This is a genomic window from Candidatus Bathyarchaeota archaeon (assembly GCA_018396705.1).
Classification (GTDB): domain Archaea; phylum Thermoproteota; class Bathyarchaeia; order Bathyarchaeales; family Bathycorpusculaceae; genus DRVP01.
The window spans coordinates 15,148-35,756 of the sequence record JAGTQZ010000003.1 but is presented as its reverse complement, the minus strand read 5'-3'; the positions used below and the strand labels follow the sequence as shown (position 1 = coordinate 35,756).

21 protein-coding genes are annotated in these 20,609 nt (G+C 42.7%); 11 read left to right on the top strand and 10 right to left on the bottom strand.

Going from position 1 to position 20,609, the window contains the following annotated elements:
- Positions 1-2: 2 nt before the first annotated feature.
- A complete protein-coding gene (locus KEJ24_02730) occupies positions 3-2,090 on the bottom strand; it encodes a molybdopterin-dependent oxidoreductase (GenBank protein MBS7646740.1) in 2,088 nt (695 codons plus the stop codon).
- An 89-nt stretch (positions 2,091-2,179) separates the two neighbouring features.
- Between KEJ24_02730 and KEJ24_02725 the strand changes: the two genes are divergently transcribed.
- The 3 genes from KEJ24_02725 to KEJ24_02715 all read left to right on the top strand — a co-directional run bounded on the left by KEJ24_02725 (position 2,180) and on the right by KEJ24_02715 (position 4,899).
- Positions 2,180-3,445, top strand: a complete 1,266-nt coding sequence (locus KEJ24_02725; GenBank protein ID MBS7646739.1) for an MFS transporter — start codon at positions 2,180-2,182, stop codon at positions 3,443-3,445.
- Positions 3,446-3,539: 94 nt separating this feature from the next.
- On the top strand, positions 3,540-4,103 hold the full coding sequence (locus KEJ24_02720) for an ECF transporter S component (protein MBS7646738.1): 564 nt from the start codon (positions 3,540-3,542) through the stop codon (positions 4,101-4,103).
- A complete protein-coding gene (locus KEJ24_02715; protein ID MBS7646737.1) occupies positions 4,096-4,899 on the top strand; it encodes a hypothetical protein in 804 nt (267 codons plus the stop codon). The genes KEJ24_02720 and KEJ24_02715 overlap by 8 nt, the downstream gene beginning before the upstream one ends.
- A 37-nt stretch (positions 4,900-4,936) precedes the next feature.
- Here the strand turns inward: KEJ24_02715 and prf1 are convergent, their stop codons facing one another.
- Together prf1 and fhcD are read right to left on the bottom strand one after the other, a co-directional pair.
- On the bottom strand, positions 4,937-6,202 hold the full coding sequence (gene prf1, locus KEJ24_02710) for a peptide chain release factor aRF-1 (protein MBS7646736.1): 1,266 nt from the start codon (positions 6,200-6,202) through the stop codon (positions 4,937-4,939).
- Positions 6,203-6,281: 79 nt separating this feature from the next.
- Positions 6,282-7,265 carry a formylmethanofuran--tetrahydromethanopterin N-formyltransferase gene (gene fhcD, locus KEJ24_02705; protein ID MBS7646735.1) on the bottom strand — a complete coding sequence of 328 codons (984 nt, stop codon included), beginning with the start codon at positions 7,263-7,265 and terminating at the stop codon, positions 6,282-6,284.
- A 148-nt stretch (positions 7,266-7,413) separates the two neighbouring features.
- On the opposite strand from fhcD, the gene KEJ24_02700 reads away from it, so the two are divergent.
- Positions 7,414-8,448: a Coenzyme F420 hydrogenase/dehydrogenase, beta subunit C-terminal domain gene (locus tag KEJ24_02700; GenBank protein MBS7646734.1), complete on the top strand. Its 1,035-nt coding sequence runs from the start codon at positions 7,414-7,416 to the stop codon at positions 8,446-8,448.
- 96 nt (positions 8,449-8,544) lie between these two features.
- Here the strand turns inward: KEJ24_02700 and KEJ24_02695 are convergent, their stop codons facing one another.
- Together KEJ24_02695 and KEJ24_02690 are read right to left on the bottom strand one after the other, a co-directional pair.
- Positions 8,545-9,471, bottom strand: coding sequence for a 2-phospho-L-lactate transferase (locus KEJ24_02695; GenBank protein MBS7646733.1), 927 nt, complete (start codon positions 9,469-9,471; stop codon positions 8,545-8,547).
- 58 nt (positions 9,472-9,529) lie between these two features.
- Complete coding sequence (locus tag KEJ24_02690) at positions 9,530-10,030, bottom strand: hypothetical protein (GenBank protein MBS7646732.1); 501 nt, start codon at positions 10,028-10,030, stop codon at positions 9,530-9,532.
- Positions 10,031-10,138: 108 nt separating this feature from the next.
- On the opposite strand from KEJ24_02690, the gene KEJ24_02685 reads away from it, so the two are divergent.
- From KEJ24_02685 to KEJ24_02675, 3 genes are all read left to right on the top strand, one after another.
- Positions 10,139-10,762 carry a nitroreductase family protein gene (locus tag KEJ24_02685; protein MBS7646731.1) on the top strand — a complete coding sequence of 208 codons (624 nt, stop codon included), beginning with the start codon at positions 10,139-10,141 and terminating at the stop codon, positions 10,760-10,762.
- Between the two features lie 189 nt (positions 10,763-10,951).
- Positions 10,952-11,803 carry a F420-dependent methylenetetrahydromethanopterin dehydrogenase gene (locus KEJ24_02680; protein MBS7646730.1) on the top strand — a complete coding sequence of 284 codons (852 nt, stop codon included), beginning with the start codon at positions 10,952-10,954 and terminating at the stop codon, positions 11,801-11,803.
- A 90-nt stretch (positions 11,804-11,893) separates the two neighbouring features.
- Positions 11,894-13,606, top strand: a complete 1,713-nt coding sequence (locus KEJ24_02675) for a hypothetical protein (GenBank protein ID MBS7646729.1) — start codon at positions 11,894-11,896, stop codon at positions 13,604-13,606.
- A gap of 10 nt (positions 13,607-13,616) precedes the next feature.
- On the opposite strand, the gene KEJ24_02670 is transcribed toward KEJ24_02675, so the two are convergent.
- Positions 13,617-14,633: a phosphate uptake regulator PhoU gene (locus KEJ24_02670; GenBank protein MBS7646728.1), complete on the bottom strand. Its 1,017-nt coding sequence runs from the start codon at positions 14,631-14,633 to the stop codon at positions 13,617-13,619.
- A 162-nt stretch (positions 14,634-14,795) separates the two neighbouring features.
- Here KEJ24_02670 and KEJ24_02665 point away from each other — a divergent pair, with 162 nt between their 5' ends.
- Positions 14,796-14,987, top strand: coding sequence for a hypothetical protein (locus KEJ24_02665; protein MBS7646727.1), 192 nt, complete (start codon positions 14,796-14,798; stop codon positions 14,985-14,987).
- A gap of 36 nt (positions 14,988-15,023) precedes the next feature.
- Here the strand turns inward: KEJ24_02665 and KEJ24_02660 are convergent, their stop codons facing one another.
- Both KEJ24_02660 and KEJ24_02655 read right to left on the bottom strand, forming a co-directional pair.
- On the bottom strand, positions 15,024-15,713 hold the full coding sequence (locus KEJ24_02660) for a hypothetical protein (GenBank protein ID MBS7646726.1): 690 nt from the start codon (positions 15,711-15,713) through the stop codon (positions 15,024-15,026).
- Between the two features lie 75 nt (positions 15,714-15,788).
- Positions 15,789-16,391 (bottom strand): hypothetical protein, encoded by a 603-nt coding sequence (locus tag KEJ24_02655; protein MBS7646725.1) that lies wholly within the window; start codon positions 16,389-16,391, stop codon positions 15,789-15,791.
- 122 nt (positions 16,392-16,513) lie between these two features.
- Between KEJ24_02655 and KEJ24_02650 the strand changes: the two genes are divergently transcribed.
- The gene (locus tag KEJ24_02650) at positions 16,514-17,557 is read left to right on the top strand and encodes a M42 family metallopeptidase (protein ID MBS7646724.1); all 1,044 of its coding nucleotides are present in this window, start codon (positions 16,514-16,516) and stop codon (positions 17,555-17,557) included.
- 172 nt (positions 17,558-17,729) lie between these two features.
- Complete coding sequence (locus KEJ24_02645; GenBank protein MBS7646723.1) at positions 17,730-18,167, top strand: archease; 438 nt, start codon at positions 17,730-17,732, stop codon at positions 18,165-18,167.
- Here the strand turns inward: KEJ24_02645 and KEJ24_02640 are convergent.
- Complete coding sequence (locus KEJ24_02640) at positions 18,164-18,820, bottom strand: nucleoside monophosphate kinase (GenBank protein ID MBS7646722.1); 657 nt, start codon at positions 18,818-18,820, stop codon at positions 18,164-18,166. The two genes, KEJ24_02645 and KEJ24_02640, sit on opposite strands and share 4 nt — an antisense overlap.
- Before the next feature lie 223 nt (positions 18,821-19,043).
- A complete protein-coding gene (locus KEJ24_02635) occupies positions 19,044-19,445 on the bottom strand; it encodes a hypothetical protein (GenBank protein ID MBS7646721.1) in 402 nt (133 codons plus the stop codon).
- Positions 19,446-19,629: 184 nt separating this feature from the next.
- Between KEJ24_02635 and KEJ24_02630 the strand changes: the two genes are divergently transcribed.
- Positions 19,630-20,547, top strand: coding sequence for an MBL fold metallo-hydrolase (locus tag KEJ24_02630; protein MBS7646720.1), 918 nt, complete (start codon positions 19,630-19,632; stop codon positions 20,545-20,547).
- Positions 20,548-20,609 lie beyond the last annotated feature (62 nt).

The window sequence follows — 20,609 nt, the reverse complement described above, 5'->3', positions numbered from 1 at the left end:
TGCTAGTTTAGTTTTTTCACTTCGCATATGCATTCTTTAAATGGTGGGAAGCCTGAAATTGGGTCGAATTCTCTTGGAACTAACTCGTTCACGTTTGCCTCACACCATCCATGTAAAACGTCGATAACCCCTTTAGGCATAATTGTGGTTAGGTGGGCTTTAACTTTTATTTTCCCCCATGGGGAGAAAACGAGCACGTCATCACCTTCGCATATGTTCCGTTGAGCTGCATCCTCGGGGTTCATGTTTACAACAGGATTGGGCATAAGTTTCCTTATGCTCTGGATTTCCCTTCCACGACTGTGGGTATAAAAGGGGACTCTGGAACCAGTTATGAGTATTAATGGATATTCCTCTGTGGGCTCCATGGGTTCCTTGAAAACTGGAAGAGGATCATAGCCATATTCCTCTAAAATTGTAGAGTAAATCTCCACTTTCCCTGTTGGTGTCGGAAAGCCGAGTTCACCGCCAGTCCTAAGAAGCCCAGCTTCATATCTCCTAAAGGCTTCAATTTCCGGAGTATGTATTTCAATGCCTTTTTCAATGTTTCTTTCAAGTTCTTCAACGGTTATTCCAAACCTTTTAAGGATGCTGTTAAGGGCTTCTGAGACGCTTCCGTTCCAGAATTCTTCTGCGTAGCCAAGTTTTACGCCTATTTCAAGCGCTATCTGCCAGTCTTCCTTGCATTCTCCAGCGGGTTTAAGAACTTTCCGGCCGTAGATTCTTTTTCCAAAGAATGCGAATGGTGCTTGTCTTTCTAAACACATGGCTGCCGGCAACACTATGTCTACATAGTCATGGGTCCATGGCCTGTAAAAGTGGTCTATGGCAACCGCGAATTCCAAGTTTTTAACAGCCTCCTGGTATTCATGGGTTTGAGGCCACATCATAAGGTTTGCACCCCACATAAGCATGGCCTTGACTTTTCCGGTTTTGACATACTCAGGCAGAAGATTAATTTGGACCTCAAACATGTATCTCGCCCACACTGGAAACATCTGGCGGTCCAACCTCTTAGCTTCAAGCATAGGAAACAAATCGTTTCTTCTACAAAATTCTGGGTCTCCATGGCTCCAGTCGCTGATAAGTTCACGCGTCTGCAGTCTCACTCCACCGGGCACGTCTAGGCAACCAGTCAACGCTATTAGAGAAAGTATGGCCCGGTGGTTTTGAACAGCATTTTTATTATGGGTTGTTGACTGTGCACTTAAAAGGAATGTGACGGGTTTGTTGTCGCCTATCATTTGAGCTGCTTCGGTAATTTTGTCGGCTGGAACCCACGTTAATTTTTCAGCCTTTTCGGGTGTAAAGTTACTTGCATAGTTTTTCAACTCTTCAAAGCCGTAAACCCACTTTTCAACGAACTCTTTATCGTAGATGCCCCTTTCTATCATGGTGTTTATTATTGCGAGGGCGAGGGCTCCGTCGGATGCTGGTCTTACTTGTAAATGCAAGTCTGCAAGTTTCTCTACAGTTGGTGTTCTTCTAGGATCGACAATTATGAATTTCACTCCCAGTTTTTTTGCCTCCAATAAGTGGAGCATAACGTACTGTCGAGACCATGCCGGGTTGCTTCCCCAAATCACGCATAACCTTGTTTGAGGCGATGGGAGACTGACACTCAGTGGAACGCCGAAAGTTAAAAGCTCAGCAAGCTCTGCCGCCCTTTTACATATAGAGCTTTCCGTTGCATAATTGGGCGAACCAAACGTATAGCAGAGCCTCTGAACGGCTGCACGAGGCTCCTTAGGATCGCCAACATAGAAGACCACGGCCTCAGGGCCATACTTATCCCTGATCTCTTTAAGCTTAGCGATTACTGTGGTGTAAGCCTCATCCCATGAAATCCTAATCCAGCCGGGGTCACTGGAACCTTTTTGGTTTGTCCGCTTCATAGGATAAAGCAGTCTCAGAGGATGATGCCTCACTTGGGGCAGAGTATAAGCCTTTACACATAGGGAAGAGCGTGGATGGTTAGGCCAAGGCCCAATTTCCGTAACAATGTTGTCTTCAACATGAAAACGCACACCACACATAGGTACTTGATTGCAGCCATCACAGAAAGTGTAATAAGCGTCTTTCTGAGACAACCTTTCGCCTCTTCTGGCAATATTTAGGAGTTTCCTGAATTTAACTGTGATGCAAAAATTATGAAACAATAAAGTCTATAGATGATTCTTTGAACGAGGAGAGAACCAAAAGTTTTAAGCGTCAAATCATAAATTTGATTATCATGTCGTTAGAAAAACCTACAAATGCGATTGTTGGCAAAAGTATCGCCATCTTGCTTGTGGGCTTCCTTATAATACTAGTCCATTATTCTGTTAGATATGGTTATGGAATTTTGCTTCCTGAAATGATGCCTTCGCTAGGTATCTCCAAGCTTGAGGCGGGAATCATTTACACATCCTATTTCGTTGGCTACACTGTTTTCTCTCTTTTTCTGGGTATAATGGTGGATAACATTGATGCTAGAAAAATAGTTACGCTGTTTTTGTTGGCGCTTGGTGCCGGCACATTTTATATGAGTTTGTCTAACACGCTGATGGAGGCAAGTTTATCATTCATGTTGGCAGGTATCGGCTGCGCGGCGTGCTGGGTTCCAGTTGTCGTAGTTGTTCAGAGATGGTTTAAGAAAAGGGCATTTGCGGTTGCAATAGTCAACGTGGGTGCACCAATAGGATTCGCAGCAACTGGCATATTTTTGCCTATTTTAGTAAAAATTGGAAGTTGGACGCTTGGATGGCGCATGTTCAGTGTAGCCAGCTTTGTGCTTGCTCCTTTAGCGTGGCTTTTTTTTAAAGCTTATCCAGAAGGCTATGTTAGAAGTCAAAGTAAAAATGTCGGCAAAAACTTCTGGAGAGAAAGTGTTATAATACTTAAAAATATAAAATTGTGGCTTGTAGGCTTTTCGTATATGCTTGTCGGTTTCTACATAATGATTCCTTTCACATTCCTCAGCACTTATGGCTCTCAGGAAATAGGTCTACGTTACGAGCATGCCTCCCTTCTCGTTAGTATGATTGCTGTCGGAGCAATACCGGGAACCCTTGTTCTGGCATCATTTTCCGAATTTATTGGTAGGCTAAAAACAATGTTTCTCTGTGGAGGCATTTCAATCTTAGGCCTTTTAGGCGTGGTTCTGGCTCAAAACTTTCCAGACTTGAAATTCGCCGTATTGGCTGTTTCAGCCGCAGTTTATGGCGCTGGTTACGGTGCAGTGTGGCCCCTTTACACAGTCTTAACATCAGATCTGTTCTCAATGGAACATGCAGGAACAGCCTTAGGCTTAATGACTATCTTTTTGGGATTGGGATGTATGCTTTCGCCTCCATTGGCGGGATGGATGGCTGACACAACCGGGAGTCTCAAGTCTTCTTTCCTTCTTGCAGTTTCTACAACAGCCTTGTCTTTACTTTTTCTGCTACCTCTGAGGAAACGTTAAATTATGAAGTCTTCGCGATTGTGGTTTCTTTCCACGTTTTTGATGTTTTGTTGAGCGGAAAATTTATATTTTTTGGATGGATAATCCATCCAACGTGGAAGGACAGAATAAAAACAAAACATTAACAATAGCGTTCATATGTGTCTTATGTGTCCTATGTCTAGTCATCCAGTTGTCGCCAAGACCTCCAAATGTAGAATTCACTTCGCTCTTCACGTTTTTCACAGGTTTCATTTTTGGACCTATCGTTGGTGGAATATTTGGAGGTTTTGTAATGTTTGTTAACGGTTTCCTTTCACCGTGGGGGTTTGCTGGTTTTAATATGCCTTTTCAAATGGCTAGCATGGCCTTAATTGGTTTAGTTGGGGGTCTTTACAGAAAATTTTCTCGCGGAATACATTCCGTAGAATTTTGTGCAGAACTGGCTGTTCTCGGAGCCTTTTTAGCGGTGCTTTATGATTTTATAACAAACCTTGGATATGCGGTTTTCCAGGCTATAATGGGGGTACCCTTTAACCTAGCCATATTAATTGCGATGGCTTATGGAGCACCTTTCTCAATAATCCATGTTTTATCCAATGTGTTTGTATTTGGTATAGCATTTCTTCCCATGGCTAAGGTTGCAAATAAAATATTGGTGGTGAACAAAATTGGTTGAAAAAAGAACCTTAACCATATTAATATTGGCAACGCTTGTTTGGGCGTTGATTGCATCTGGTCTCTCAGCCTACTACTATTTGGAAATGAATAGATTCCAGAGGGAGTCAGACGAGAAACAGCAATCCCTTTTGGAGATTGCCGAAGGATATAGAGATGCATTAGAAAGGCAGGATAGCCTATTGAGGGATTATAACGCCCTACTAGGGGAATACTATATGCAGATGGAGGAAGATTGCTCCTCACTTGTTGAAAAATATGTTAAACTGCTCTCCAGTCTCAGCGGTAACTACACAGCAACAATTAATGGTTTTCCAGAATTGAAGGAAGCCTATGAAAGTTTGATGAATTCAGCTCAGAACCTTAAGGGTCAAGGAAATGTAACAAAAGGAGAATTTGAACCATTACTCATGGAATTTAACGAACTTTTAAGAGTTGTCACGGCGAGGACCCTTGAAGGCCTAATAGGTAGAGAAATCGAAATTAGGGTGAACCTTTGCATCGATTACGGAAATGACACTGTAACATGGTACAACGTTACCATAAAACCCGGGGCATCACTTTTTGACTTAACTCAACAAGTGGCCAAGATAGAATATAATTATTATCCAACGATGAAGCCTGGTCACGTTTTAATAAAAACTATTAATGGAGTTACTGAGTCATTTTCTGAATGGAAATACTGGTTCTGGTATTACTGGGATGAAACCGCTAACCAGTGGGTGCTAGGACAAGTTGGATGTGACGCATGGACGTTGCGAGATAACGGAACATATAAGTGGGCGTACAAGGTTTAGGGAGACCCGTAAGCTAGACAACTTTTCTATGCTAAGATTATTCATGTAGTTTGAAGCGTAGGATTGCTGCTATTCCGCCGAAGGAGTTCTTGAGCATTTGGCCCTCTTCGGTTTCATCAGATATTATTTCGACTTCTGTATTTGTGTATTCGGCTAGTTGAGCAAAGTTTTCTATAAGCTCTTGCTTGTCGGTGATGCTTAGCGATGGAGCCTTACATTTTGGGCATGGTTTCCCAACAAGGCTTTGTTCAAAACTTGTGAGCATAGGACCTCTAATCGTTTGCTGTTCCTCATAGCCGCATGCGCTGCATTTCACTGTTACACGTGCAATATCCAAGCCTTCCGATAGTAACAACGTTTTCACTGCGCCAGTTTCCAGAGCTTTTCTTACAGCTTCCTCGCCGTATGTGGCCAAACCAGTGTCATGTCCTATTTCGTAGAGGAACTGCTGCATGATTTGTCGTTCTTCTATGTAGCGGATTTTCCGCATGATTTCAGGAGCCTTGTCTACAACTTCTTTCACACCCTGCTCGTCTACATAGGCGGTGTCAACCGTGTCAATAATCTTTTCCTTCAATTGATAGTTGAGGTAATCGCCTTTCTCAAAATCGTATTTAGTTGGACCAGGCCCGCCGATAATTATGCCTTTAAGGTTTTCTATTGGTAGAAAAACTTCGTTTGCATGCTCGCCCACCCGCCTAAAATATTCTTGGAGACGCATTTCCCTAAGCCTTTCAAACCTTCTGGCAGATTGTCCTCCGGCTCTGGTTTTGCCTGGAACACCGGAGGTAACCTCCCTTACTATTTCGAGTCTTCTGCCCTGCAAAATCGCAAGGGTTGCGGCTGTAGCATCTATTAAAAGTATTCCATAAGCCTCTTTCTCACGAAGCATTTCTTGCAAGTGTTCAGTGTGGAAGCGGGAGTCACATCGATAAAGGTATATGTTTATGGGCTCCGGCGGCACAATTACGTAGGTTTCAATTTTCTCGCTTCCCGCACCGTTTTGCGGAACAGCCCCACAGAATATTACAAGCCCAGTTTCTGGGGTTTCCTTAAACAGCTTCAAGCGTTGCTGAACTTTGACAATGGCGTCTTGAACGTTTTTACGGGTTGTTGTAGATTTTATGTTGGAAGCTGTGCCATACTCTTCCCTAAGCATGTTCATGACTTCGCTTATCTGTTTTCCAGGCGGGATGTAAAGCGAAATAAGTTCTGTGCCTCGCCCCTCCTTATTCGCCAGCGTACTCAGTACCTTTTTTAACCTGAAAAGTTCGAGGGATGTTCTCTTTTTAGGAGCGCTCAAATTTCTTTCACTTGATTCAGTTTGACAACTATAAAGCTAAAGGTGCAAGAGCCAAAAATAAAACGGTGCCTAATAAGGGTTAGGATATTCCTAAAACTTCTTTTAGGAAAGCTTTGTATGGGCCGAGTTTCCCGCCATAGTTACCCGCTGAAATTCTTAAAACTCCTGGAACTTTCAAAGCGGCTTTTATGCCCTCGCCCATTGCCTTTTTAACGGCCTCAACGGTTAAGCCATTAATAACTATCTCGTAAACGGAGTTAACGTCTTCTGGAAGACGAGAGTCAGAAATAACCTTCTTCAATGTTGGACAGTAGGGGTGGTTGGTTGAAGCCTTAAGTTTGTATTTTAAGGAGCCCGCTTTTGAGCCAGATCGGCAAACTCCGCCTGGGAAAGGCATTATAACTTCGATTGCGCTGTTTTTTATGGCTTTTATCGCCTCTTCCGCTGCCTGCAGCCCAGCGCTTTTATCCTTCGCAAATATTAAGAAGTTTCCTCCGGCGATTGCTTCAACGGCACCGAAAGAATCTTCAACAATGAATTCGCCCTCCATAACCGGGATTCGCCAAACTTTTCTGCCACCGATTACACTTTTCTTTTGAAAGCCGTCTCCGAAATAGCGGAGACTTCTTCCAACCTTTAACCTTCTCTTTGCATTTGGAAGGGCGTCGAAAGCCGCTGTTGTGGGGCAAGTCATTATACACTGGCCTATGCGGAGCATCATCTGTGTTTTCAGGTCGAATCGGCTGCGGTTGTAAATTTGGATTATGGCGCCCACACGTCCGTCCGGAGTTTTATCTTTCGGAACAAGGCTTTCTACACCGGCTTCTGCAGGGGCCATGATGACGCTTGTGGCGAAGCCTGTGGCTACTTCTGCGGCTGTTAATGCCCATTTTTCGTTGTCGGCTGTTATAAGCACTCTTCCAGCCCATAGGGGAAACATTTCAGCGAAAGTGTCTGCAACTCTCACGGTATGTCCCGCTGAGGATTTAACAATGAAGCATGGCCCAAACTTGTCCCTCTCGTCGTAGCCTGCTACTTCAAGTTTGGTTTCCGTCTGCAACATGTTCAAACCTAGCGTTGATATTTGTGCTGTCTCTTTTAAGAGTTTTCGCTATTGGAGGCTAAAAATCCATGTATAATCTTAAGCTTGAAAGTCAGTAGCCATGCGAAGCCTAAAAATATTTATTCTTTTGGTTCTAAAAAGTGCTCTCATGAAGCCAGTTAAAGTTAGCTTTGAGGAATCCATAGCCAAGGCGGTTGTTGAAGCTGGTAGATGTGTTGGCTGTGGCACGTGTGTTCTTGTATGCCCCTTTAACTGCCTAGAATATGCTAACGAGAAACCTAATTTGGTGAAGGAATGTAAAATCTGTGGAATATGCGCGCAAGCATGTCCGCAATACGAGTTTTCATCGCAAAATGTTGAAAATTTAACGTTTGGGAGAACGCGAAAAACAGATGAAGTCTTTGGAATCTACAAGAGACTGGTGTTGGCGCGGGCGACGGACAACCAAATATTAAAGGTTTGTCAAGACGGTGGGGCGGTGACAGCTCTATTGCTGTTCGCTTTGAAAAACAATTTGATAGAAGGTGCAGTGGTTTCAAAAAGCAGCAAAGAGAAGCCGTTTTTCCCATATCCAACATTTGCAACAACAGCCGAAGAAATATTGCAATCAGCTGGAACGAAATATTTCTATTCGCCAAACATCCTTGCACTGGCAAAGGCGGTTGAACAGAAGAAAAACAACATAGCGCTAGTAGGAACACCTTGCCAGATCCGTGCGGTTCGAAAGATGCAACTAGCTGGACTTAAAAAATATGTCGCACCGTTAAAACTTCTAGTTGGATTAGTGTGCTCTGAATGTTTCATCTACAATGACCTAATGGAAAATCACATACACGGGAAGCTGGGCATAAACCCGACCCACATCAAAAAAATTAACATAAAAGGTAAGATGCTTGTTACGTTGGACACTGAAACGGTGGCTATACCCCTTGCAGAAGCAAAACAATACGCAAGAAAAAGCTGCCACTTCTGCGAAGACTTCAGCTCAGAATTCGCAGATATCTCCGCAGGCGGGCTGGGACTGGAAGGCTGGACCTTCATGATTATACGCACAGAAAAAGGCGAAGAATTACTTTCAGCCACAGAAAAAGCCGGAGTCATAACAACGCGAGACGTCAACTCAGAGCAAAATGCCTTGAACCTTTTAATCAAACTTTCAAAGAAAAAACACGCTGTTAAATGAAAATTCATGCACATACTCAGCCCATTTCCAACTCAGCCAATTACGGAAGCTTCAATGTATGAGGAATTTATTAAGAACAATATCCGAATGAATGTGTTACTTTGTCTCCATAGCAACTTTGGCAAGGCTGATAGCGTCTTCAATGCTTTTCATTACTGTGTTAGTTGTGGTGACTTTTATTCCAAGGTTTTCTATACGTTTTTTGTGTGCAATGTCAATTTCATCAATTATAAAGTGCTTTAAGATTTTTCCATAGAACTTGGCTACACCATATGCTGAGGCTTCAAAACCCATACTTGCCATAACCCTATCCGCTGGTCCCTTAAGCGCTTTTCCGCCGACTATGGGGCTTATGCCTACAATGAGCGCCTTTGAAGCTTCCAAGGCCTTTTTTATGGCCGAAATTGAAAGGATTGGCGCTATGCTTAAGATTGGGTTGCTGGGACAGATAATTATGCGTTCAGCTTCCATTATGGCTTCAATTACGCCTGGCGCAGGTTTAGCTTTTTTAGCTCCTTCAAAAAACACGTTTGTTACATTGTCCATGGTTCCTCTTTTAACAAAGTACTCCTGAAAGTCGAGAAGTAAATCACCCGCTTGAACTTTTGTGCGGACCGGGTCGTCACTCATAGGTATTAGTTTTGCTTTAACTCCAAGCATTTTACAAAGCTGGGCTGTAGCTTGAGATAGGGGGTAGCCTTCTTTCAACATTTTTGTCCTTATAATGTGTATGGCCAAGTCCTTATCGCCAAGTTTGAACCACGTTTCAAACCCCAACCTTCCGAGCATTTCAAGACAGTGGAAGGTGTCACCTGCGATGCCCCATCCCTTTGATTCATCAACAATTCCGGCTAACGTATACATTATTATGTCTAGATCCGGGCTTATATGCAGGCCGTAGAGTTCGACATCATCTCCCACATTGCCGACTACTACAACGTTTTGAGGGGGAATAATTTTTACAAGCCCTCGTAAGAACTTTGCAGCTCCAACACCACCAGCTAAGGCCACAACATTTCCCAAAACAACTCCCCCTCTTAAAGCTACCTTATGATTTGCGTCTTTCTCTCATGTTTTCTTCTCATTTAAATTTGAGCGATTCAAGAAAACTTTTGATTTCGTGTCTACGTAATATTAGCTCGATGATCGTCCCTGAAATCAAAACTTCTATGAAGGCCTTAGTAATTATAAAAGCTATAACTGCTTGCGGAACATTGTAGACCATGCATGCTAGCCATATGTAAGGCGTGTAGGGGATCATAGCTAAAGCCCCGCTTACTGGAGGCGAAAACTTGAGTCTTTGTGCAAAGAGTCCGGCTATACCGGCAAGCAACGCGTTTCCAAAGGGTATAAATATGTTTCCTATACGCACCGTAGCCATTATTAGACTTAGTAAACCGGTTATCGCTCCAGAAACGGATCCAACTGAAACTGCAAGAAGCAAAGAAGGCAGAACTGACAAATGAAACTCGACAGTCGTGCCGGGTGCAGAGGGTAATTTTATCGAGAAGTAACCTAAAATGTTTCCTAAAGCGCTTAGAACCACTATCACCGCAATTAGCCTAGTTGAGAACTTTTCCAATTACTTACGTCTCCTTTTCTAAGGCTTTTATAAACATTCTAATAATTGCCGCATATAAAACTAACTTCGATGAAGTCGTCCCAGACATCAGGTGGTGGGGCCAGCACATTGAATGTAATTGAAACTGTAAAAACCCGAAGGAGTATTAGAAAATTTAAGAATGATAAAATTTCACGCGACATGATTAACCTAATTCTTGACATAGCTAGGTGGGCACCTTCGGCACATAATGCTCAGCCCTGGCGTTGTATTATAATTGATGATGAAAAAGTTAAGTTAAAACTTGCCAACGAAATGGGGAAAGCTTGGCTCTTGGACTTACTGGGAGATGGTGTTCCAGAAGATAAAGCTAAAGAAATGGTTAGGATTGAAAGTTTTGAAAGGATCACAAAAAGCCCCGTTGTCATCATTGCATGCTTAACGATGGAGGACATGCACAAATACCCGGACAAAAGAAGACAAAGGGCAGAATATATGATGGCTGTGCAAAGTGTTGCAGCATATGTCCAAACCCTATTACTTCTTGCTCATCATTTTGGACTTGGAGCATGCTGGATTTGCGCTCCACTATTCTGTCAAAAAGCTATAAGAAAGGCTCTTGGTTTACCTCGCAAAATCGAGCCTCAAGCAATGATTATCATGGGATATCCAGACGAGAAACCTAAACCTCCACAACGAAAAGATTTAGACGAAATATGCAGTTATAATTTTTGGCACAAAGCAAAATTTTGAGATAAATCTGAGATTTTTATCTGTGCTGTCAACCTTACATATTAAAACAATCAATCTATTATGCTTATTATTGTTGGGGCCTCCATTAATAAAAGCAGAATGGCGGAGTAAGCTTCTGAAACGCTTATAAACAGTGTTTTCTAAATATGGTTTTTCTGGTACCGGCTTTAATCCTTAGGGTGCATTCCTTTGAAGAAGGTTAAAGTTGGCGTCTTTAAATGCGGCAACATTGGAACGGCTCCCTTGTTTGAACTCCTTTTGGACGAGTTGGCGGACAGAGAGGACATAAGCGTTCGAACTGTAACGACTGGAGCGAAAATGCTGGCGGAAGAGGTAGAAGAAGCTTTGCCAAAAATGTTCGATTTCAACCCTGATTTCCTGATATTTATTTCACCGAACCCGGCGGTTCAGGGGCCTAAAAAGGCTAGAGAAATGCTTTTGGAAAGGAAAATTCCAAGCATATTCGTTTCCGATGCTCCTGGAAAACGCCTAAAAGAGGAGTTTGAAACACAAGGTTTCGGCTACATAATTGTTATGGGCGACCCGTTAATAGGTGCGAGAAAAGAATTCCTAGATCCGACTGAAATGGCGATTTTTAACTCGAATATAATAAAAGTGTTGGCGGTTACCGGTGTCTACAAAATAATTCAGCAGGAAATTGATCGAGTTATTCAATGTTGCAAGGAAGGCTTAACCTTTGAACTTCCAAGATTGATTATTGACACGGATGCTATTAGGGATAACTCTGATTTTAGGAATCCATACGCCCTTGCAAAAGCTATGGCAGCCTATGAATTGACAAAGAAAGTTGCAGAAATAAACACTAGGGCTTGTTTCATGGAGAAGGAAAAGGAAAAATACATTCTACTGGTTGCATGCGCCCATGAAATCGCGGAGGTAGCCTCCAATCTTGCCGAGCAAGCCAGAGAAATAGAAAAGTATGCGGATTCCCTTGTTAGGAGGCCCCATTCAAAGGAGGGCAAACTGAAAATCAAAGAACGCTTAATGGATTCCCCAATTTTCGAAGAAGTTTTCCGCTAACTCTTCTAGTATATACGCTATTAATATGTATATATGGTATTTCGAATAAGTATATATCATCGACATCCCCATTTAATACTAGGTGAAACAATGAAAACACTTGAAATAACACCACTTGAAGGAAAGAAATTAAAGGTCATATTAATCGAAAAAGAGTACAGCGAGCCCTTCTGGATAGTGGAACCACAAAACAATGCGCCAAAAAACATCCTATCATCGAGGTTTAAGCCTTCAATTGCTTTCTGCCAATTTTTTGAAAAACTAATAGACGAAGTTAAGCCAGACTTTGTAACTGAGGAGTTGGGAAACCGCTCAGTCAAAGAGTTCACAGAGAACAATGTACTTGCACAGATAAGCCTCAAATATAACGTCCCATTCTTCGCCGTGGACATGGACGAAAACGCCCGTGGATATGTAGCTTCACTTCTGGACGAGAAGAGACAACTCAGAGACCGCATATTGAAAGCTATCGAGGAACTGCCGGAAAACAGTGCTGAAAGAGAGTACCTAATAGCTTACGGACAGTGTCTGCAACAGGAAATCGAAGAGGCAGAAAAAGAGGCAAAGTTTTCGGTTAGAGAAAGCTGGATTGCCATGGGAATTCTTGAAAATGCTAGAAAAATAGATAAGGCAGAAATCGTATGCCTACACGTATCAAGCCCAGAACATGTTAATGGCGTCAAAAAACTATTAGAATCGGTGGATGTGGACGTGGAAACCATACAACCTACTAAAAAATTGGCCTTCACAAAGGAGAAAGCGTCGATGGCGGAAATTGAGGATCTGCTTAAGTCCATGCAGATTCAAGTTAAACCCGTTATTAAAACGTCCCCTGAAGAGGCGCCTTACATTCTCTTCTTCTTGGACACGGATAAAAGAGCCAGCCCCTTCGACATTTGCATGGCTTATGATGCAGGATTCAATGTGGTTGTGCCCTACGAGAACGTAACTCCAGAAGAAGCCAAAAGAATCGTGCAGGACGCCATTTTCTCCAGAGATCCGAAAGGAGTTAAGCGTACATGTTTCCTCATCGGCGGTAAAGACATGGAAAAAGCTGAAGAAGTTTTAAAGGTTGTACGCGAAACTATGTTTCCACCATTTCAAGCCAACACCATAATCGATCCAGCTGGCGCGTATACAACAGCCACAGCAATGGTGGCTAAAGTTGAAGATGCAATAACAAAGGCCAAACTTGGAAACCTAAAAGACAAGCGGGTTGCAGTTTTCGGCACGGGTGCTGTCGGTAGGGTTGCCGCGATTTTGTTGGCTAAGCTTGGCTGCCAAGTCACCATCGTGAGTCCAAACCCTGATAGAAAAGATGGAGACGAATATGTTGCAAAACTGTCTAGTTTGCTTCGCGAGAAATATGGAGTAGAAGTTAAAGGCATCTTTGCCCCGACACCAGAGAAGAAAGTTGAAATCATAAACAACTCCGACGTTATATTGTGCGCAGGAGTCGCAGGAGTTCGCTTGGTAACAAAGGATATGCTTAACCAAGTCAAATTCGTTAAGGTGATAGCGGACGTCAATGCAGTTCCCCCCTTGGGCGTAGAAGGAATGAAACTTGACGATGACATGAGAGAATTCGCTCCCGGCATTTTCGGCATAGGCCCACTAACCATTGGAAGGCTCAAATACAAGCTTGAACGCGAAATCCTAAAGGAAGCTAGAAGGAACGGTAAAGGGACAGTCTACAACTACAACTATGCAATGGAGCTGGCACGGAGAATACTGAGAGGCGAAATTTCAGCGTCAAAAATCGCCGTAACTGTAAGCTATCCATCAAAGGAAAAGAAAAGCTAGATAGGACTACCTAGTCAGGCGGCTTAAAAGACTGATGGATTGTAATCTCTGCTATGTCTGCGGAGTATTCAGCTATGCGCTGAATGCTGTCTCTGATCGAACAGCTAGCACAGATAACCTCTGTATCTTTCTCCTTTAAGAAGGCTAGAGACGCAATTTCTCTGTCTAATTTTTCTATAATAGCCTTATTTTCAATGACTTCGTTGGCGCTTTTAACATCTTTTGCGAAGAAAGTGTTTACTGCCTTATTGTAAAGAGCTAATGCATCACATCCAGCTGAAAACATTTTTTCAAGCAATGGTTCTGAGAAATTTTTTCCAGCTCCATTCAACATAACCACATGTTTGGCAACATTCGCAGCTTGATCTGAAATTTGTTCTATGCGATGGATTAAAGTCTGATAGTCTAAACATTCAATGGGCTCCACGCCAAGCTGGTTAGCTAACGTGGAGTCAATGATTGCCCTACGTATAAGCCTCAAGAGGAAATATGAGAAATGGTCTACTTCATCATCTATTATGTAAGTGGATTTTGCAAGGGCGGCATCTTGATTTTTTAGGGCGTTAAAGGCGTCTCGACACATAGAGCTTGATATTTTATACATTCTATTGATTCCAGTTTCAATTGAGGCTTTAGATTCGTCTATAAGAGTTGCAATCTGCACCTCTTTTGTGTCTGCTTCCATTATTCGCATGTAAAGCATTTGCGCTATCCGGCGAATGGCCTTCTGCTGTGGCACTGTGAAAAACTTGTCTGAAACCAGTTTGATTTGGGAGTAACCATTAAGATAACATGCAACGATGCTTCGAACAATGTAGGAGATATCCCTATCCGATTCGATGTGAAGCGTTATTTTGGCTGGCTCTCGCTCTTTGCGCGCACCCGGAAAAATGACTAGGGAACGGTCCCTGTTCATTGCTATGGAAACAACATCTCCTTGTTTTAACTCATTTAGCTCCGTCCAATATTTTGGAAGTGAAATAACCAGCGAAGAACGTCCGAGAGACATTATTTTGCGCTGTTCCAAACGCCTTCACCTTCCAAACATTCAGATGAATATATACTCCCATAGATTGTATATGTGTTTTAACTCAAATGGTTTAAATATTCCTTCCTGTTAAATCCAAATGATTGTCATCTGGGAGAGTGGAAAAAGTTGACAGAAGTTGTTGAGAAAGGCCTTAAAAAAATAGGCATAACTGTGTCAAAGCCGGTACTAGCTATCCTATGCATAATCTTCGGCATTCTTATTATAATCATACCAGCTCTTGTTGGAATTATACTTGGCATATTCCTCATAATCGAAGGTGTCTTACTACTGACGGAACATCTGGAACTTAAAAAGCAGCAATCACCACAACAACAATCTCAGCCGCAATAACCTCCGTTTTTATTTTTTACTCACTGCAGCAAAATTTTATGACAGTGGTTGTTTGAGGCTTAACATCTTCTTCAGACCTAGCAGCAATGGAGCACCAGCAATAAGTGTTGTGATGCTTACAAGACAATCTTCTATGTATGAACCTACCGCTCCTGGAATAAACCATTCGTAGGCTAAGACATCATACGTGAGGCCTAAAACCTCATAGTACCTGCATGGAACGAGTAAGAAAACTCTTGTCATAGAGTCTGCAACAGTGCTTACAAAAGCAATTATTAATAAAGCAACCGTAAACTTTTTGGTTTGCTCCTTCCAAACCCACTTACCCATTTTTGAGGCTGGATAAACAATTACGAAAGCCGCTAAAAGATCCAAAACTGTCCATAAGGGAAGCATTCTTCCGTAAGGATGAAGGAAGTAAGCACCCAACATTACGCCATAAACAAGTTGCACTTCTTTCCACCTTCCTTTTGCTAAAAAGCCGGCGGCTGCAACCCCTATTGGTTCAGCAATCAGACCAAACATCCACCAGATGCTTGGTTTAATTAACCTTGCAATTCCGCTTCCAATCAAGGCTGAAACAAACCCAATTGAAGGCCCCAGCACAATGCCCTCGATGGGCATTAGATATATAACAAAGCTTCGCCAAGGGCCTTCTGGCAGATATAAAACGGCATGTAAGGCTGCAAAGATAGCGGTTAAAGCAATTCTCTGTGTTGTACGCATCTCCAATTAACCTTCCGTTTTAATAGGCTTCAATATTCTGCGGCTTTAAATAACCTTTACTATACATTGATTTTATTAAGCCATTAACAGTTGGGTTACGAGTATTATCACCGCTGTTAAAGCGCCTACAGCAAGCATTGCTACACCGTAAAGCAAACCGTTTTCTTTTGCTATTCTGCCCAAGTATATGCCTAGAAGAAACAGTGTGGTCATGGAAAGCATCAAAGAGAACACATAAGCATTAAAAATTGTTATAAGCTTCGTGGATGCAAGGATGAAGGGTGAAAGCGGGATTGCCGCTGTGATGGCTGGTGATAAACCCTCTATTAAGGCTACATAAATTACAACGAAGCGGGCGGCCTTGTAATGTAGGGGGTCTACACGATTTTTTGTGACTTCTTCCATCTCTTTTAGGTGACGTTCTCTCTCAGCTTTTTCAGCCATTAATGCGCCGAAGAACCCTGAAACTCCCATAGCGAGACATGCGCCGAAACCCGCCAAAAGGATGAGTTCCGGTTTTGAAACTCTTGCTATCCATGAGCCTAAAACTATGCCGAAAACGGTCATGGCTCCGTCGAAACCGTTCATGATAAAGTATCTTCTGGCTATTCCGCTGGCCTTTGTAACATGGAGGTAAATCCTAATTTTCTTGGAGACCCTTTTAAGGAAACTTTCCAATTGTTGATTTTTCACCCTTAAAGGCAAGCAGTTAAACCTATAATTCAGTGCAGTTTTATTAATACCAAAGATGTTAATATAAAGTTTTAGAATGTCCTTTCCATATTTAGGGGGAGAAACGTGTGGCTGTTGTTGAAACTCTGGAAAAACTTTCAAACGCTTGCGGAGTGGCTGGAAGGGAAGACGAAGTTAGAAAAATAATGAGGGATTTGCTGAAGCCATATGTGGATGAGATTTCGGAAGACAAGCTTGGAAATGTAATAGGCATAAAAAAGGGCGAGAAGAACGCGCCGAAAGTCATGCTGGCCGCCCACATGGATGAAATTGGGCTTTTCGTGAAAACAATCTCCAAAGACGGCTTTTTACAATTCACGAAGATAGGCGGGATAGACGACCGCATTTTGCTGGCGCAAAAAGTGATAGTTCATACAGAGAAAGGCCCGTTACGTGGGGTTGTTGGCTCTAAACCACCACACATACAGAAGGAGGAGGAACGCAAAAAAGTGTTAACTTACGATGAGCTTTTCATAGACATCGGTGCAGAAAATCAGGAAGAAGCCAAAAAGATGGGCGTAAAAATAGGCGACCCCGTGAGCTTTGAAGTAACATTTGCTAAATTGGGGAGCGACGTTGTTATGGGGAAGGCTTTCGACGACCGTGTGGGCTGTGCGGTTATGGTTGAAACTATGAAAATGTTGAAGGAAACAGAATGCACCATCTACGCCGTTGGAACAGTGCAGGAAGAAGTTGGTCTGAGAGGAGCCACAGTGGCTGCCTTCGGCATATACCCAGATGTTGGAATAGCTATCGACGTGACAGTGGCCGGCGACGTCCCGGGCGTAAAAGAGGTGGAAGCCCCAATAAAGTTGCGTAAAGGTCCAGCAATAGAAATTTCAGATATGGGGTTGATTACGCATCCAAAAGTTCTGCGGCTTTTAGTAGAGGCCGCTGAAAAAAATGATATCCCCTATCAGCTTGAGACGGGGTTGCCTGGTTCAACCGACGCTGCCCGCATAGCACTAACAAGAGAGGGGGTTCCAAGCGGAGTTATATCGGTACCCACACGTTACATTCATAGCCCAACATCCATTGCAAGCATAAAAGATTTAGAAAACACCATAAGACTAACAGTGGCCGCTGTAGAGAAAATTCCAAAGTATTTCTAAGCAAGCCGCGTTCCTTCCGATTTTTATTTCAATTAACATTTTGCTTTTGCAGAGAGGAACTACTGTTGCCAGCGACGAATAATAATTGGTGAACTGATCTCCTATGCTTTTTACTGGAAGGTTTCGGACAAACAGGTTTAAATGGTTTAATTTTATAATCTTAGAGAGAGCTATGAAGGATGGAAAAGGCTACACTTTCTTGGAACATATGGCGGACGCATATATAGCAGCCTACGGACAGGACTTGACTGAGGCTTTTGAAAATGCTGCTGTTGCCATGTTTGACGTTATGACTGATGTGGAAAAAGTGAAACCGCAAATTGAAGATTACATTGAGGTTTCAGCCGGTGATGAATACGCCCTACTCTATAATTGGCTTGAGTCGCTTCTCGTCAAGGCGGAAGTCGACGGCATGCTTTACTCAAGGTTTAAAATCTTAGAATTAAGCAGGAGCGACGGCATTTTCAGAATTAAAGCCAAGATTTTGGGTGAAAAATTTAACCCTGAAAAACACGTGCAGAAGGTTGGTGTTAAAGCCGTTACTTATCATCAAATGGAAATCATAAAAGGGAAGGATAAAGTTACTGTAAAATTTATTCTTGACATTTAAGCAAGGTTCAGCCTCTTCAAACCCTTCAATATTTCTTCAACGACAGCTTCTGGTGGAGTTTCAAGCTTTTCGCATTTAGCTTCCACAAACGGCACGCCTCTACCTTTATAATAATCTAGGAGCGGCTGTGTTTGTTTCTCGTAGACTTCTATGCGTTTTTTAATAACTTCCGGAGTGTCGTCTGAACGTTGATATAAAGGGCCACCGCACTTGTCGCATATCATGTCCTTTTTCGGTTTTAGGAATAAGAGGTTGTATATCGCACCGCAGTTTTGGCATATGCGCCTCGAAGATAAGCGCTCAACAATTATCCATTCTGGCACGATAAGATGTATTATCGCGTCTATCTTGGCGATTTTGTCTAGAGCTTCGGCCTGCCAGACTGTTCTGGGGTAACCGTCAAGGATGAAACCCTTGTCCTTGGGGATTTTGGATAGGTTTTGTTTTAAAACCTCTAGGGTTATGTCATCTGGAACGAGCAAACCTTTTTCCACATACTCTCTGACTTTTCTACCAATAGGCGTGTTTGCTTTTATCATGTCTCTAAAAAGGTCTCCTGTAGCAATAACTTCAACTTTAAGCCTCTCTCTAAGCCTTGAAGCATATGTCCCCTTCCCAGATCCCGGCGCACCAAAGATTATGAGGTTAACCATACCTTTTCCGCCCTTTAGAGAACTCTATCTGTAAAGGCGTCCTTATTTTTTAAACATTACTGTAACCATTCCTCTGCTTGAAGAGAATGGTGGACATTTTCAATTTCGACTTAACTTTTAGTTAAATCGTTTATGAATTCAACATTAAAACAGCACGTCCAATGCAGAAGCGATTTGCTCCGTCTAAAAGGTGAAAGAGAGAAAAATTGGGAGGAGATTTCGGCTAGGTTGGTTGTGGTTGCTGGGGTTGCTGGGGTTTCTCCGGAGGTTTCCATGTTAGACCTAATATACTTCCAACAAGGCCTAGAATGAAGCCTATGAAGAAACCTCCGCCGCTTACAAGTAGACTTAGGATTGAGAAAATGAGCACGATGATTGAGCCTGTTTTTACTCTTTCTCGTTCTCCGCTGTTTATCATGACGGCGCCAATTATCACGATTATTCCAAATATGAATCCAAGAATTCCCATGATCATTATTAAGCCTCCAAGCCATCCAAAGCCCGGAACCATTCCGACTATTGCTCCGCCGATTATGGCAACTATTGCACTAAATATTCCGCTTAACAGTATTAGGATGCCTGCAACCAGTGAAAGAGCAAAAGCAGCTGTCGGCTTTTCACCCATACTCCTCACCATGCCAATTCTTGGCGGATTAAATCTTTCTAGGATTGTATAGATAAAACTTGCCATCAAATCACTCAACGAACGCCAACATCGACAACTCATTGACTTGTGAAACTTGCCAAAAATGTTTAAAGCTAGTGTCTGCCATCTAAAACTTCACTTAGGACGAAAAGGAGCTTAGAAAATGACCGTGGTAAAGGTTGATAAGCATATCTGTATGGTTGATGTTGAAGTTGCTGGTGTGCGGAATTTTGTTGCCAGCTACATTTTGAGAGGTGAAAAGACGGCAATTGTTGAGACCGGCCCAATATCCTCAGTTCATAACCTCCTTCACTCTTTGGAGGAGTTAAACATCAAGGCCGATGAAGTATCATATGTTGCTGTCTCCCACATACATATAGATCACGCTGGAGGAGTTGGACCTGTGCTTAGACGTTTTCCAAAAGCAAAACTGGTGGTGCACGAACGCGGGGTACCTCACCTTATAAATCCTGAAAAGCTTTGGCAACAAACACGATTTGTTCTTGGACTTGTAGCTGAAGCTTATGGTAAACCCGAACCAGTTCCCCCCGACAGAATAATGGAGGCGCAAGATGGCATGGTGCTAGACGTTGGAGGCGGTGTCGCCCTTAAAGTTCTGGAAACTGTTGGGCATGCCCCGCACCATTTAAGCTATTATGAGCCTTTAAGCAACAGTATTTTCACCGGCGACGCTGCCGGAATGTATCTAAACGATATTGACATCGTTGTTCCAACAACCCCAGCGCCTTTCCGTTTGGACATGGCGCTGGCTTCTCTGGAGAAAATGGCGGACTTGAATCCCTCAACCCTGTATTACACGCACTTTGGCAAAGCAGGAAACGCCTTGGAAAAACTTCAAGCTTATGCTAAACAGCTTAGGCTTTGGGCTAGTATTGCAAAAGAAGCTTTGGAAAGAGGTCAGAGCCTAGACATGATACGCCAAAAAATTATTGAACGTGATGAAACTGTCAAAAAAGCCCTTGAATATGCGAAAGTACATAGGGTTTTTAGTGAAACCGCTTTTGCTGTAAGTGTGTCTGGAATTTTTGAGTACGTTAAAAACTTTGGAATATCCCTATAATTTGTTGGTATGCGCAGATATTCCTTATATTTGGCTTTCTCTCTTAATCGGTTAGGGTGAAA